At 48.4% G+C, this 15109-nt stretch carries 10 protein-coding genes; 9 read left to right on the top strand and 1 reads right to left on the bottom strand.

Annotation, left to right across the window (positions count from 1 at the left end; all coding sequences use genetic code 11):
- Positions 1–6 precede the first annotated feature (6 nt).
- The 5 genes from mfd to DW743_RS08395 all read left to right on the top strand — a co-directional run bounded on the left by mfd (position 7) and on the right by DW743_RS08395 (position 7721).
- Entirely contained in the window at positions 7–3531 is a 3525-nt protein-coding gene (mfd, locus tag DW743_RS08420) for a transcription-repair coupling factor (protein ID WP_117761321.1), read from the top strand.
- A 187-nt stretch (positions 3532–3718) separates the two neighbouring features.
- Positions 3719–5143, top strand: coding sequence for a SurA N-terminal domain-containing protein (locus tag DW743_RS08415; protein WP_117761319.1), 1425 nt, complete (start codon positions 3719–3721; stop codon positions 5141–5143).
- A 247-nt stretch (positions 5144–5390) separates the two neighbouring features.
- Positions 5391–5678, top strand: coding sequence for a hypothetical protein (locus tag DW743_RS08410; protein ID WP_055220917.1), 288 nt, complete (start codon positions 5391–5393; stop codon positions 5676–5678).
- A 215-nt stretch (positions 5679–5893) separates the two neighbouring features.
- Positions 5894–6778: a homocysteine S-methyltransferase family protein gene (locus DW743_RS08405; RefSeq protein WP_117510893.1), complete on the top strand. Its 885-nt coding sequence runs from the start codon at positions 5894–5896 to the stop codon at positions 6776–6778.
- Positions 6779–7010: 232 nt separating this feature from the next.
- Positions 7011–7721, top strand: a complete 711-nt coding sequence (locus tag DW743_RS08395; RefSeq protein WP_117761315.1) for an HAD family hydrolase — start codon at positions 7011–7013, stop codon at positions 7719–7721.
- Positions 7722–7835: 114 nt separating this feature from the next.
- Here DW743_RS08395 and DW743_RS08390 read toward each other — a convergent pair whose 3' ends face one another.
- The gene (locus DW743_RS08390; protein ID WP_117761313.1) at positions 7836–9197 is read right to left on the bottom strand and encodes an MATE family efflux transporter; all 1362 of its coding nucleotides are present in this window, start codon (positions 9195–9197) and stop codon (positions 7836–7838) included.
- A 299-nt stretch (positions 9198–9496) separates the two neighbouring features.
- Here DW743_RS08390 and DW743_RS08385 point away from each other — a divergent pair, with 299 nt between their 5' ends.
- From DW743_RS08385 to DW743_RS18650, 4 genes are all read left to right on the top strand, one after another.
- Complete coding sequence (locus DW743_RS08385) at positions 9497–11071, top strand: carboxylesterase/lipase family protein (protein WP_117510899.1); 1575 nt, start codon at positions 9497–9499, stop codon at positions 11069–11071.
- 148 nt (positions 11072–11219) lie between these two features.
- The gene (locus DW743_RS08380; protein ID WP_117761311.1) at positions 11220–12791 is read left to right on the top strand and encodes an AAA family ATPase; all 1572 of its coding nucleotides are present in this window, start codon (positions 11220–11222) and stop codon (positions 12789–12791) included.
- Positions 12792–12991: 200 nt separating this feature from the next.
- Positions 12992–13387 carry a hypothetical protein gene (locus DW743_RS08375; protein ID WP_117761309.1) on the top strand — a complete coding sequence of 132 codons (396 nt, stop codon included), beginning with the start codon at positions 12992–12994 and terminating at the stop codon, positions 13385–13387.
- A 198-nt stretch (positions 13388–13585) separates the two neighbouring features.
- Positions 13586–15109, top strand: a complete 1524-nt coding sequence (locus tag DW743_RS18650) for a response regulator (RefSeq protein WP_117761307.1) — start codon at positions 13586–13588, stop codon at positions 15107–15109.

Here is a 15109-nt window from a genome sequence, read left to right as displayed (position 1 = left end):
GGAAGAATGAAAGCGTTATTAGAACCGATCAAAGAAATTGCACGTTTTGACGAGCTGTTCCGTGATCTGAAAAAAGGAACCGCAGGTGTGACTGTGATCTCGGGCTGTCTGGAAAGCCAGAAAGCCCACATGATCGCAGGCCTCTCCGAGGATGCCCCGGTGCGGCTTCTGATCGCGGAAAATGAATTAAAAGCAAAAGAATTATATGAGGATTACCGGCTGTACGATGCGGAGACGCTGTATTATCCGGCGAAGGACCTGATTTTCTATCAGGCAGACATTCACGGAAATCTGCTGATCCGGCAGCGGCTTCAGGTGATCCAGGCACTTCTTGAGCGGAAGGAAGTTACCATCATCACCAGTGTAGGGGGATGTATGGACTTTCTTCTGCCTCTTGGCGTGTTCGAAAAACATTGCATCCATCTGCGCAATGACAGCGAACTCGATCTGGATAAAATAAGAAAAGAGCTGGTGCGGCTCGGCTATGAGAGTACCTTTCAGGTGGAGTCGACCGGCCAGTTTTCCGTCCGCGGCGGCATTCTCGATATTTATCCGCTGACGGAACAGAACCCGATCCGGATTGAGCTCTGGGGCGATGAGATAGATTCCATCCGAAGCTTCGATGCGGAGAGCCAGCGGTCGATTGAAAACCTCGAGGAGATCACAATCTATCCGGCATCGGAGCTGATTTTAACAGAGGATACGATTGCGCGCGGCGTAAAAGCTATAAAAAAAGAGGCGAAAGCGCAAAGCACAAAATTCCGCGACAAAATGATGACAGAGGAAGCGGCAAGGATCCGCCGTGCAGCAGAGGAAATCTGCGATCAGATCGGCGAGGGCGAAATTCTGCAGGGAGCCGAACAGTATCTTCACTATTTTTATCCGGAGACCGTCTCGTTTCTTGAGTATCTGCCGGAGAACAGCCGCATTTTCCTCGATGAGCCGAACCGCATCATCGAGTGTGCCGATGCGCTGGAAGCAGAATTTCAGGAGAGCGTGAGCCACCGTCTCGAAAAGGGATACCTCCTGCCGGGACAGGCGAAGCTGATGTGCAGTACGGCGGAGCTTGTGGCAAAACTGAACCGCCGCGGCTGTGTTGCCGTATCGCTGATGGAGCCGCAGAAGGGCGAGTGGAATATCCGTGACGAATTCAGTGTGACGGTGAAATCGGTCAATTCGTATAACAATCAGTTCCCGCTTCTGGTAAAAGATCTGAAATCTTGGAAAAAAGCGGGTTACCGTATTGTACTGGCGAGTCCGTCGCGGACGAGGGCGCAGCATCTGGCGGAGGACCTGCAGAATGAGGAGATTCCGGCCTTCTACAGCGAGAATGAGGAGCGTGTTCTGAAACCGGGCGAGGTCATGCTGATCCACGGCGCGGCCCGCAGAGGCTTTGAATATCCGATGCAGAAATTTGTGCTGATCACAGAGACGGATATTTTTGGAAAAGAGAAGAAGAAAAACCGGAAGAAATCGGAGTATTCCGGTCAGAAAATCCAGAATTTTGCGGATCTATCGATCGGTGACTATGTCGTGCATGAGAGCCACGGTCTTGGTATTTACCGCGGTATCGAAAAAATTGAGATGGACCGCGTAACGCGTGATTACATGAAAATCGAGTATGCGGGCGGATCGAACCTCTATGTGCTGGCCACCCAGCTCGATACGCTGCAGAAGTATGCGTCCGGCGAAGCTGCAAAGGTGCCGAAGCTGAATAAAATCGGCGGTCAGGAATGGAATAAGACGAAAACACGGGTTCGCCATGCGGTAAAAAATATCGCACAGGATCTCGTGAAGCTGTATGCCGAGCGGCAGGCGTCATCCGGCTATCAGTTCGGAAAGGATACGATCTGGCAGAAGGAATTTGAGGAACTGTTTCCGTTTGAGGAGACGGACGATCAGCTTGCGGCGATCGAGGCGACAAAGGCGGACATGGAGAGCAAAAAGATCATGGACCGCCTGATCTGCGGCGATGTCGGATACGGCAAAACCGAGGTTGCAATCCGTGCAGCGTTCAAGGCAGTACAGGAGAGCAAACAGGTCGTCTACCTCGTTCCGACCACCATTCTGGCACAGCAGCATTACAATACGTTCGTTGAGCGCATGAAGGACTTTCCGGTGCGCGTTGATCTTCTGTGCCGGTTCCGCACGCCGGCAGAGCAGAAAAAAACGCTGGAGGATCTGAAAAAAGGACTCGTGGATATTGTCATTGGAACACACCGCGTTCTTTCAAAGGATGTGAAGTTCAAAGATCTTGGCCTTCTGATTGTCGATGAGGAGCAGCGGTTCGGCGTGACGCATAAAGAAAAAATCAAACAGCTGCAAAAAAATGTGGATGTTCTGACACTGACGGCGACACCGATTCCGCGTACCATGCATATGAGCCTGATTGGCATCCGGGATATGAGTGTGCTCGAGGAAGCACCGCAGGATCGCCAGCCGATCCAGACCTTTGTCTGTGAATACAATGAAGAAATGGTCCGCGAGGCGATTAACCGTGAACTTGCGCGGGGCGGGCAGGTTTACTATGTCTATAACCGTGTCCAGTCGATTGCGGATATGGCGAACACGATCCAGAAGCTCGTGCCGGATGCAAATGTGGGCTTTGCGCACGGGCAGATGAAGGAGCGCGAGCTCGAGAAGATCATGTACGGATTTATCAACGGAGAGATCGATGTGCTCGTGTCAACAACGATCATTGAGACAGGACTCGATATTTCGAATGTCAATACCATGATTATCCATGATTCCGACCAGATGGGACTGTCACAGCTCTATCAGCTCCGCGGCCGCGTCGGACGGTCGAATCGGACTTCCTACGCATTTCTGATGTACCGCAGAAACAAGATGTTGAAGGAAGTGGCGGAGAAGCGTCTCCATGCGATCCGTGAATTTACGGAGATGGGAAGCGGCTTTAAAATTGCAATGCGTGATCTTGAGATCCGAGGCGCCGGAAATCTGCTGGGCGCAGAGCAGTCGGGCCATATGGAATCGGTTGGATACGATCTCTATTGTAAAATGCTCGCAGAGGCTGTCCAGGAGGCGAAGGGCATCGCACCGGCAGAAGCGTTCGAGACAACGATTGATCTGAATGTCAGTGCCTATATTCCGGACAGCTACATCAGCAACGAGTCTCTGAAGCTTGACACCTATAAGCGAATTGCGGCGATTGAAAATAAGGAAGAGTATGAGGACATGACGGAGGAGCTGACCGACCGCTTCGGGGAACCGCCGAAAAATGTACAGAATCTTCTGGCTGTTGCAGAACTGAAAGCGCTGGCGCACTGTGCGTATGTGACGGAGCTGAAACAGATGGGCGATTCGGTACGAGTCACCTTACAGCAGCATGCAAAAATCGATGTGGCGCGGATTCCGGAGCTGCTGCAGAAATACCGAGACGAACTGAAATTCCAGATGGAGTCGCTGGCGTTTGTCTACACGCCGCGGCGGAGAAATTCAAAGGAAAAGATCGATCTGCTGGAGAAGAGCCATGCACTGGTGGAAGATCTGCTGCAGATCACACAGGAGTGAAATACTCGCATAACCACAAAATCGTGTGAAAAAGGCGTGAACAGGGAAGAAAAAAGTTGCCCTGTATCAACAAAAAGGGTATAATAGGAAAAGCGTTTATAAAAATCGATGCAGGACCGGAAATTCGAACGTGTAAAAAGAAAAACTCTTTTTGAGCATACATTTCGCCCTGCATGAGGAGGAAGTAATGAAAAATTTAAAAGCAAAAGCAGTCTGCGTTATGCTGAGTGCTTCGATGGCAGCGATGGGACTGACTGGCTGCGGTTCCGACAATGTGGACGGAACAAAAACGGCAGTTACTGTAAATGACGAGTCGATTACACTCGGACAGGCAAATTTCATGCTGAGATATCAGCAGGCAACCATGTACAATTATTATTCCAAGATGTACTCGATGTACGGAATGCAGATGCCGTCTGAGATGTACGACAAGGAAGGCGACGATGGAAAGACTACCGGGGAAACGTTCAAGGAGCAGTCTCTTGATACGATCGAAAAAGAGCTTCTGATGCGGCAGCACGCAGAGGAATACGGAATTTCCCTGACAGACGAGGAAAAACAGCAGGCGAAAGAGGCTGCACAGGCATTCGCAGATAAGAACGGTGACGATGTGATGAAAAAGCTGCACGCAACCGTTGAGGACATCCAGGATGCACTGGAGCTGTATGTTATTCAGACCAGAATTTATGATCCGATCATCGCAGATGTAGATACCGAGGTATCCGATGAAGAGGCAAAGCAGACCTCCATCAGCTACATCACGGTATCCACAGCAGGAACCGAGAAGGATGACGATGGAAAAACGATTGATTTGACGGACGAGGAAAAAGCGGCAAAGAAAGAAATCGCACAGAGATTCCTGGATCTCTTAAAAGAGTCTGAGGATCCGGCAGCCGCATCGTTTACCGATCTGCGCAAGGAGCTGAACGATCAGTTAAATGCGGAGAATACCCCAGATTCCACCGATTCTGCAGATGGCTCCGATGAGAGCAGTTCTTCTTCCGATGCTTCCGACACAAGCGCATCCGACGCTTCAAGCGCGAGCACATCGAGCAGTTCCGACAGCGATTCCTCCTCTGAGGTTTCTTATCTGACCTCTTCCGAGACATCCTTTGGAACCGGATCGGAGAAAGACGATGACGATACCTGTTCTCTTGGAGATAAAGTAGCGGAAGAAGCAGCAAAGCTGAAGGATGGCGAGTATTATGACGGTGTCATCGAAGGCGACGATGCATATTATGTGATCCGTGTAGATAAAGCATTCGACGAGGACAAAACCGAGTCCAGAAGACAGACTATCATTTCCAACCGCAAATCGGATAAGTACAACGATACACTGGATGGATGGGTAAAGGAGAGCGATATCAAGGTCGCATCCAACTGGAAAAAGCTTGAAGTAACGGACGCAGATCTGTATACGATGACAGTTGACAGCGCTTCTACAGATTCCACAGATGGAACCACAACTGACAGCACAACAACGGACAGTACCGCAACGGACAGTACCGCAACGGACAGTACAACGTCTGACAGCACGACATCAGGCAGTACCGAAACGACATCGACAAGCAGCACAGGCACTGCTTCAACGTCTTCAAGCACTGCAGAATAAAAGCATACGATACAGGACAAACGGCAGCCGGATCCGGGAGAGGGATCCGGCTGCTGTTTGTGTCTGAAAATATTTTGGAACAAAAAAAAGAAAATAATAGGGAATTTGTAGAGTAAATTGACAATAGTAAGAAGTTCATTTAAAATGAAATTACAACCAGAGTGTATCTCGCAAATTGCGGAAATAATTTTTCAGACACGCTCTAATGTTCAGGCGAAAACGATGTACCAGGAAAGAAGGTGGAGAAATGAAGAAGGCAGTAATTTCCGTACTTGTCGGTACAGCAGTACTGGCTTTCGTTGCGTGTGGAAAAAATGCTGCAACGGAAAACAGTTCCGATTCGGGTGTTTCAACGGTATCGGCATCCTCGCAGGTGGAAAATGGACAGAAAGCAACCCGTGTGAACCAGGGAACAAATTTGTCTCCGGGGTCACCGAAGAATATCCCGTCCGGTGGGGGGAACAGCTCGGGCAGGACACATCATTCGGAGACGCATCATTCGGAGACACATCATTCAGACGCGCATCATGATTGAGAATGTCGGGGGTTGCTGAACATCCGTGAACAGAAACAGACGAAGGGGTATCCAAAACGGATACCTCTTTTTCTACTTGTCGGGAAAACAATACAATGCTATACTGAACATGAATTTGACGCGAAAAGCGCGGCAGGTTCAGAAAAAACAGCCGGGATTTGTCAGTATACGCGGACATGTGCTGCAGGGAACTCGGGCAGAATGGAGAAAAGAAAATGACAAGAGAAGAATTTGAACAGCTTGCCGGAGCAGGTGTCATTTTATTGGATGGCGCAACCGGATCAAATCTGACAAAAGCGGGAATGCCAAAAGGAGTCAGTACAGAACTTTGGGTTCTGGAGCATCCTGATATTCTGGCAAATTTACAGAAGGCTTACGTGGAGGCGGGAAGCCAGATTGTCTATGCGCCGACCTTTGGTGCAAACAGATTGAAATTAGCGGATTATGGAAGAGAAAACGAGGTGGAGGAGCTGAATGCACGCCTGGTGGATATCTCGAAAAAAGCGCTTGCCGGAACAGGTGCGCTGATTGCGGGAGATTTTTCTACGCCGGGAAAAATGCTGCAGCCCAAAGGCGATCTTTCTTATGAAGAGCTGCTGGAATCCTACACAGAGCAGGTAACAGCGGTAGCAAATGCGGGCGTTGATCTTCTGGTAGCGGAGACGATGCTGAGCGTAGACGAAACGTGTGTCTTTATGGATGCTGCACTTTCTGTCTGCGATCTGCCGATTATGTGTTCTCTGACGCTGGAAGCAGACGGTTCTGCCCTGTTCGGCGGAAACGCTGTGGAAGCAGTTGAGACACTGCAGGAAATGGGAGCATCCGCCGTAGGACTGAACTGCTCGGTCGGACCGGATCAGCTTGAGGCAGTCGTAAATTCCATGAAAAAAGTGGCAAGAGTACCGGTTATCGTAAAACCGAATGCCGGCCTGCCGAAAATCACGCCGACCGGTGAGGCAATCTACAGCATGGATGCGCCGACGTTTGCAAGATATATGAACATTCTGGTAGACGCGGGTGCAGGCATTGTCGGCGGCTGCTGCGGAACGACACCGGAGTATATTCGTCTGGTGAAGGAAATGCTGGATGCGAGAAAGTAAATCAAAGATTACAATTCGCAGGAAACTGTGAGATGTAATGAATTCCCCTGTTGCGGACAAAATCTGTACGGGGGAATTTTTTTGCAAAACAGAGTTCAACGATCTGGTCTGATGGAAAGCCCGGGTGGAGAAAAAAGATAGGAAGTCTGGAAAAAAGACATGGAATTGTGGAGAAAAGTCTGGTAGAATACGTGTCGTGTGGAAAACTTTCCGTAAGAAAGGATGATGAAGGATGTATCAGAATTATATTTTTGATTTATATGGAACTCTGGTAGATATACATACGAATGAAAAGAAAGCGTATCTCTGGAAAAAAATGAGCCTGTTCTTCGGCATGAAAGGGGCCGCCTATGAGCCGAAAGAACTCCGGATGGCGTATGAGACAAAAATCAAAGAGCAGGAAGCTGCGCTTAAAATGGAATGCCGCGGCAGCCATGTACCGGAAATCGACATTGCGGATGTGTTCCGGCAGCTGTTTGAGGATCAAGCTGTTTCGGTAACGGAAAAAGAAATTGCAGATCTGGCGAAAATGTTCCGTGCGATTTCGATAGAAGAACTGAAACTGTTCCCCGGCGTGCCGGAAATGCTGCAGCGTTTAAAAGACGCAGGAAAGAAGGTTTTTCTGCTGTCCAACGCACAGGCGCTTTTCACCGCGCCGGAAATTTCCCTGCTCGGCCTTACGAAATACTTTGACGGAATCCTGCTCTCATCGGATGCCGGTGTGAAAAAACCGGATCCGGCGTTTTATGAGATGCTGCTGAAGCAGTATCACCTCAATCCGGCAGAATGCCTGATGACAGGAAATGACGACATCGCTGACTGCCACGGTGCAGCCTCTGCCGGAATCGCAAGCTGTTACGTGGCAACGCGCCAGTCACCGAAAATCAATGGTCCGCTGCCGGAAAACTGTGAGAAGATCGCGGCGATTGCAGAGTTGTTCTGATTAAAGAGCATTCAGCAGCACTCCTGAAAAAATAATGCGAAAAAAGGGGCTGTCGCACTACGTTCATTTTCTTAGTGCAACAGCCCCTTTTGCTTATGTCCGGAAAGGAATCCTTCAGTTTTTCCGCATTCCTTTATCCCATCGGAATTTCCGATAGCAGGCATAAATCAGAACACTGCATACCAGCCATCCCGCCGGATAACCAAGTGCAATCGGAATGATGGAATCAAATATATGAGACATCACAAACAGATAAATCTGGCGGAACACGACGAAGCTTCCGAGCATTACGATCATTGGTGTTCTGGTGTCTCCTGCGCCACGCAGGACGTTAGAATAAACCTGGTTGACGCAGCAGAGAATGTAGAACGGGGAGAGGAGATACAGGAACAGGGTTCCGTAACGAATCACAGCTGCCTCCTGGTTAAACAGATAGACCATTTGCGGAGCGAAAATCAGCAGAGGAATCATCATCACAATGGTTACAAGCTCAGCAAGCAGGAATGCGGTTGTAGCACCCTTCTTTGCACGGTCAATGTAGCTGGCACCGACGTTCTGTCCGGTGAAGGTGGTCGAAGCAAGACCAACACTCATCATCGGCAGCATCATAAACTGGTCGATTTTCATGCAGGCACTCCAGCCTGCCATAACATCCGAGCCGAATACATTGATATAGGACTGCACGAAAACGTTGGAAACGGAAGTCACCATCTGCTGGATCGCTGCCGGCAGTCCGACGCAGACGATGCGGTACAGCAAAGACCAGTCCATGCAGAGCTTTTTCCAACAGATGCGGTATGGGCCGTCTGTTGTGGTCAGCACATACAGCGTCAGAACCGCCGAAAGGCACTGTGCAATAACGGTTGCAAGCGCCACACCCTCGATTCCCATGCCGAAGGAAACGACAAACAAAAGATCGAGCACGGTATTGATAACAGCGGAAAAAATCAGGAAATACAGCGGATGGCGGGAATCGCCGACAGCGCGGAGAACGCCGGAGCCCATGTTGTAGAACATCAGACCGGCAACACCGCCAAAGTAAATTTTAAGATACGTTGCTGACTCGCGGATGACGTCGTTCGGCGTACTCATCATGCGGAGCATGTACGGTGTAATGAAGATGCCGAGAATAGTAAAGACAATAGAGAGAAAAAATGTCATCACCAGTGTCGTGCTGACGGTGCGGCTGACCTTTTCATCCGCCTTTGCGCCATAATACTGAGAGATAATGACACCGGCACCGGTGGAAAGTCCCATGAAAAAGCCGATCAGAGAATTGATGATCGGACCGACGGAGCCGACGGCGGCGAGTGCTTCCTTGCCGACAAAGTTGCCGACAACGATGCTGTCAACGGTGTTGTAAAGCTGCTGGAAGAGATTTCCGGCCATCAGCGGAAGCGAGAAGAGAAGAAGCTGTTTCCAGATAGAGCCCTGGGTCATATCGCGGGCTTTGCTCTTTTGTACTGTTTTCGTCATAGTAGTCCCCTTTTTTACGTTGATTTTACCTTCTTTTTTATTGTAGCACTTTGAAGTTGTGATGGAAATATCCATTTTTGACGCGATTTTCGGACTTTATTGATATAAACAGCCGAAAATAAAAGTGAAAAGAATTGTTTCTGAAAAAATTGTCTGGTATAATAAGGAGCAGATGCGTAAATGCAAAAACAACAGATGCTTCAAAGACCGGTGCAAAAACGGAAAGATCAGGGGGATTTTGCGGTGGTTTTTTGGAAACTGCGCGTCACAGAACAGGATAGAAAGAAGGTAACTGAAATATGGGAGATTATTTTGTATGCAGTAAAACAGATCCGGTAGTAGAGACAAAGGCGGGAAAGGTACGCGGCTTCCGCCTGAATACGACATACGCGTTTCATGGAATCCATTACGCTGAGGCGGACCGTTTCCAGATGCCACAGCCGGTGAAACCATGGAAAGGAATCAAAAATGCGCTGGCGTACGGCTATGTATGTCCGCTTTTAAAGCAGGATGAGCCGAACATGGAGGTGCTGGTACCGCATCGTTACTGGCCGCAGGACGAGCATTGCCAGAACCTGAATGTCTGGACACAGAGTCTTGATCCGGGTGCGAAAAAGCCGGTCATGGTATGGCTCCACGGCGGCGGCTTCAGCGCCGGCTCTGCGATTGAGCATGTGGCATATGAGGGGGATCACTTAAGCGAGTTCGGTGATGTCGTTGTTGTTTCCGTGAACCATCGGCTGAATATCCTCGGTTATCTCGATCTCTCGCCGTTTGGCGAAAAATACAAAAATTCTGCGAATGCAGGAAACGCAGATATGGTAGCTGCATTGCAGTGGGTACATGACAATATCGCGGCATTCGGCGGAGACCCGGAGAATGTTACGATTTTCGGTCAGTCCGGCGGCGGTATGAAGGTAGCAACGCTGATGAATACGCCGGCAGCAGACGGCCTGTTCCAGAAGGGTATCATCGAGAGCGGTGTTTATGAGGCAAAGGTTTATCAGAAAGAGGACGGAGACGGCACCGCGATTGTGAAGGCTCTGTTAAAAGAACTGAATCTGGACGAGTCCGAGGTGGAGAAGCTTGAGACGATCCCGTATTATGAGCTGTCAAATGCGTACAATAAAGTTGAGGCAGAGGTTGCTGCGAAAGGCTGCTATATCGGACAGGGACCGATGGAGAACGGCTGGTTCCGCGGAAATCCGATCAAATGCGGATTTACGGATCACGCCAAAACGATTCCGGTGCTGGCAGGAACCAACATCGGTGAGTTTGATTTTGGACCGGTTGTGCCGGGAAAACATGAGATGAACCGTGAGGAACAGATTGCGTTTCTGACAAGAAAATATGGTGATGCAACGCCGGAGCTGATTTCTCTTTTTGAAAAAGCATACCCGGACAAAACAATTGCCGACCTGTGGTCTGTGGATACGTTCTTCCGTCCGGCAACGATCGAATTCATTCGTCAGAAATCGGAGTTTACAGAAGCGCCGACTTATTCCTATCAGTTTACCTATGAATTCCCGATCGATGGCGGAAAAGCCGCATGGCATTGTGCCGAGATTCCGTTCGTATTCCATAACATCGACCGCATTGCCGTATGCAATGTCCCGGGCGAAACAGACCGTCTGCAGGAGCGTATGGCCACCGCCTGGATCAACTTTGCCCGCTACGGAAGCCCGGAAACCCCATCCCTCCCGAACTGGCCGGCATGCACCCCAGGGGATGAAGCAACCATGATTTTCGACAGAACCTGTGAAATTCGCCGCAACTTCGATCACGAGCTGGTGAAAAAATTGGTGGAAACCGAGTATAACCCGATGACACCGGTTGTGGAAGACGAGGAAGAGGACGCGTTCTTTATTCATTAATTAATTGACTCATAGCAATCCCAGAAAAAACAGCCAGAATGTTTTGCCTCAGTTAAAAACATTCTGGCATTTTTCAACTTATGCTAAATTGAACTTAAGGCAAGAATATCGTATGATAGAGGTAGAAAGAGAAAGGCGCAGGTGGAATATGGGAGTTTATCTGAATCCGGGAAATGAAAAATTTGCAAAAGCGGTTCAGTCCGAAATTTATGTGGATAAAACAGGGCTGATCGAGTATACCAATCAGGTGATTAATACTGTGCAGAGATATGTCTGTGTCAGCCGTCCGCGGCGCTTTGGAAAATCTATGACGGCGGATATGCTGACGGCTTATTATGGGAAGGAATGCGATTCCAGAGAACTTTTTTCTGGATTGAAAATTTCTCAAAATGCTGTATTTGCACAGCACTTAAATCAATATCCTACGATTTTTTTGAATATGCAGGAATTTCTGAGCCGGAGCAAGGAAATTGGCCAGGTGATTGACCGTGTTCGAAGAATGCTGCTGCGGGAACTGAAAAACAGTTATCCGGACGTGGACTACTTTGACGATACGGATCTGGTAGAATCGCTGCAGGATATTTATGCGGCAACAAAACAGTCGTTTGTCATTATCATTGATGAATGGGACTGTGTTTTCCGGGAATATCAGCAGGATAAAAAAGCACAGGAAGAGTATCTTGATTTCCTGCGGGATTTTCTGAAAGATAAGGTTTACGTAGCACTTGCCTATCTGACGGGTATTCTGCCGATCAAAAAATATGGAACCCATTCTGCACTGAATATGTTTGATGAATTTACAATGCTTGATCCAGGGCCGCTCGCAGAATATGTAGGATTTACGGAGCAGGAAGTAGAAGAACTCTGCGGCCGGTATCAGATGGATCTGGCAGAAATTAAAAACTGGTATGACGGCTATTCGTTCCCGGGAGAAAGTTCGGTTTACAGCCCGCGTTCGGTTGTCAATGCCATGCGATTCCGGAAAATCGGCAATTACTGGAATCAGACAGAAACATTTGAAGCACTACAGTGGTATATTGATCTGAATTTTGACGGCCTGCGGGATGACGTACTGCAGATGATGGCAGGGAAAAAGATTCCGGTGAACACGGGCAGTTTTACGAATGATATGACAACTTTCCGGACAGAGGATGATGTGCTGACACTGCTGATTCATCTTGGATATCTTGGTTATGAGGAACAGAATAAATATGTTTTTATTCCGAATGCCGAGGTACAGTCAGAATATGCCAGTGCGGTAACCGTTTCCCAATGGGGAGATATTTCAAAGGCACTGAAAAATTCCGCAGATCTTCTGCAGGCTGTGTGGGAAAAACAGGAAACACAGGTAGCAGAGGGAATTCGGCTGGCACATTTTGAAACGTCACAGCTTCAGTACAATGATGAAAATGCGTTGAGCTATACGATTTCACTGGCGCTGTATGCAGCACGGAATTTTTACACGGTTTACCGTGAACTGCCTGGGGGAAAAGGGTTTGCGGATCTTGTTTTCGTACCAAGAAAAAGATACCAGGACAAACCGGCGCTGGTTGTAGAACTGAAATGGGACAAAACAGCAGAGGGTGCGCTTGCGCAGATTAAGGACAAAGAATATTGCAGAAGTCTGGAAGAATATCAGGGAAACTTGCTTCTGGTAGGAATTAATTATAATAAAAAGACAAAAGAACATGTTTGCAGAATTGAGGAATATCAGAAGTAAAAGGGAGAGGAGGTATTATGAATATTGAAAATCGTAATATTCGTTTTACTTCAACGGTAATTTGCAGGATCTTTTTGGGGATTTGCTGTTGTTTTTTAGCTGCATGTTCCTCACAGAGTTCCCAAAATAACAGCAACATCTTTCTGTATGCCGTTGATTTCAGCCATTCCACCCTGTCGCCCGGGAATGTGAAATTTGATATGTCTATGGAAGATGTTTTGCAGAAGACGCAGCTTTCGGAAGATGATGTTGATACCACGTTAGGAGAAGCGTATCCGCGAATCATTCATTCGATCAGCATTTCCAGTCTGTCGGATGATATTCAGGAAATCTTTTCTTTTCAGAATGATCAACTGGTATCTGTGGAATATGCCATAACGGTTCCGGAATCTGAATTTCAAACGGTACTGCAGACGCTGGCTCATCAGGCGGCAGAATTACTTGAAGATTTGCTGGTGGGAGAGAATCAGATTCTTGAGGGAAAGACGACAAGGTGGGAAGATGAGCAGAAAAACAGTCTGATCCTGTCTTTCCCGGACACGGATACATCGGAAGAGCGCGTTATTTTTCTGGGCTTATACAGGACGAAGGCCTGATTCGGGACAGGATGAGTGGTGTCCTGAAATCATGTAATAGAAAAACCAGAGTCGGATGAGAATGTTTTCACCGGCTCTGGTTTTGCGTTTCCGGTAACGGTTTTGAGCGGTAAATGCTATGCAATTCTGCCGCGGGAATGGTATAATAAAACCAGTATGCGCCGCTTTAGGCAGGCTGCTTAGAAAGAGGATCGATGCATGTACACATATCTGATTGTAGATGATGAAATGATAGAGCGAAAGGGCATTCGGATGCTGCTTTCGCGGATGAATATCCGGGAGAATATTCTGGAGGCCTCCAATGGAGAGGAAGCGCTGGAGGTGTTTGAAAAAGAGAAAATTGACGTGCTTTTGACCGACATCAATATGCCGTTCATGGATGGAATTGAGCTTCTTTCCCGGATTCATGAGGAGTATCCGGGGACGGAAACTGTGATTTTCAGTGGGTATGATGAGTTTTCCTACGCAAAAAAGGCGATTTCCTATGGGGTTTCCGCCTATATTTTAAAACCGGTCAACCCGGAAGAATTTGAAAAGGTGGTTGGTGAAATCAACGAAAAGCTTGCAAAGAGTGAGCGTGAGGAAAAACGGAAGGACGAAAGTATGGAGTTTCTGCGGGAACATTTGCTGTATCTGATGGTCAATGGGCAGAGCCGCAACGCAATGCAGGAGAAAACACAGACGCTTCTCGATATGAGCTTTGTCCGGGATTTTTGCCGTATGGTACTGCTGGAGTGTGCCAACAACTATTTTGAACAGGTAAACAGCGAACAGATTGAAAAGATGCAGAGCGATTTGCAGATGCCGTTTCACTATCTGAACCTGAACCCACAGCAGTCCATCCTGTTTTTTAGCGAGGAGCCGGATGGCGGCTGGGAAGCGTTCGGACGGAAGCTGTACCATTATATTCGTGAAATGTGGGACCAGGAATGCTTTCTGGCCGTGTCGGGCGAGATCACGCCGGACGGTGAGCTTTACGATGCATTTGCACAGACGGAGCAGCTCATGGAGCGGCGCTTTTATCACACGGGAAACCATGTTTTTCTTCCTTTTCAGGAGGAGCAGTCCGAGGTGCTGGTGCAGATTGATGCTGAAATCCTGATCCGCCAGATCCAGCAGGACATTCGCATGAAGGATCTGGAGAGCCTGCGTGAACACTTTGACCAGTTCTGCGAGAAGTATGAACATCAGACGATTTTCTCCCAGATTTACATTAAGTTTATGTTTTCCAATCTGCTGAAAGAGATTTACGACAATCTCGAGAGAAAAGATGAGCGAGAGCTGGACCGTGAGATCGACGCCCTGTATCACAGCAGCAACATGGCCGGTGTGATTCAAGCGGTCCGTATGGGTATTGACCGGCTCGAAACGGTCTTCCGCGCAGACGGCGGTGTTGCGAAACGCAGAGAAGTCGAGCAGATTAAACAGTATATCCGTGAGAACTATTCTGACAGTGGCATGGGTGTTGACCAGCTTGCGCGCGAGGTTGGCATGACACCGAATTATCTGAGCAGCATTTTCAAGAAAAATACAGGAGAAAACCTGAGCCGCTACTTAAAAGGTTTCCGTATGGAGCGCGCACGGGAAATGCTCGAAAATACAAACGAAAAAATCGGCGTAATCTGTGAAAAGTGCGGTTTTGTGAATGTGTCCTATTTCTGTCAGAGCTTCCGCGAATATTTTGGAATCAGCCCGCAGAAATACCGGGATCAGGGGGAGTAA

The organism is Blautia sp. AM28-27, assembly GCF_003480905.1.
GTDB classification, from domain to species: domain Bacteria; phylum Bacillota; class Clostridia; order Lachnospirales; family Lachnospiraceae; genus Fusicatenibacter; species Fusicatenibacter saccharivorans.
This window is presented reverse-complemented; position numbering and strand designations above follow the sequence as displayed.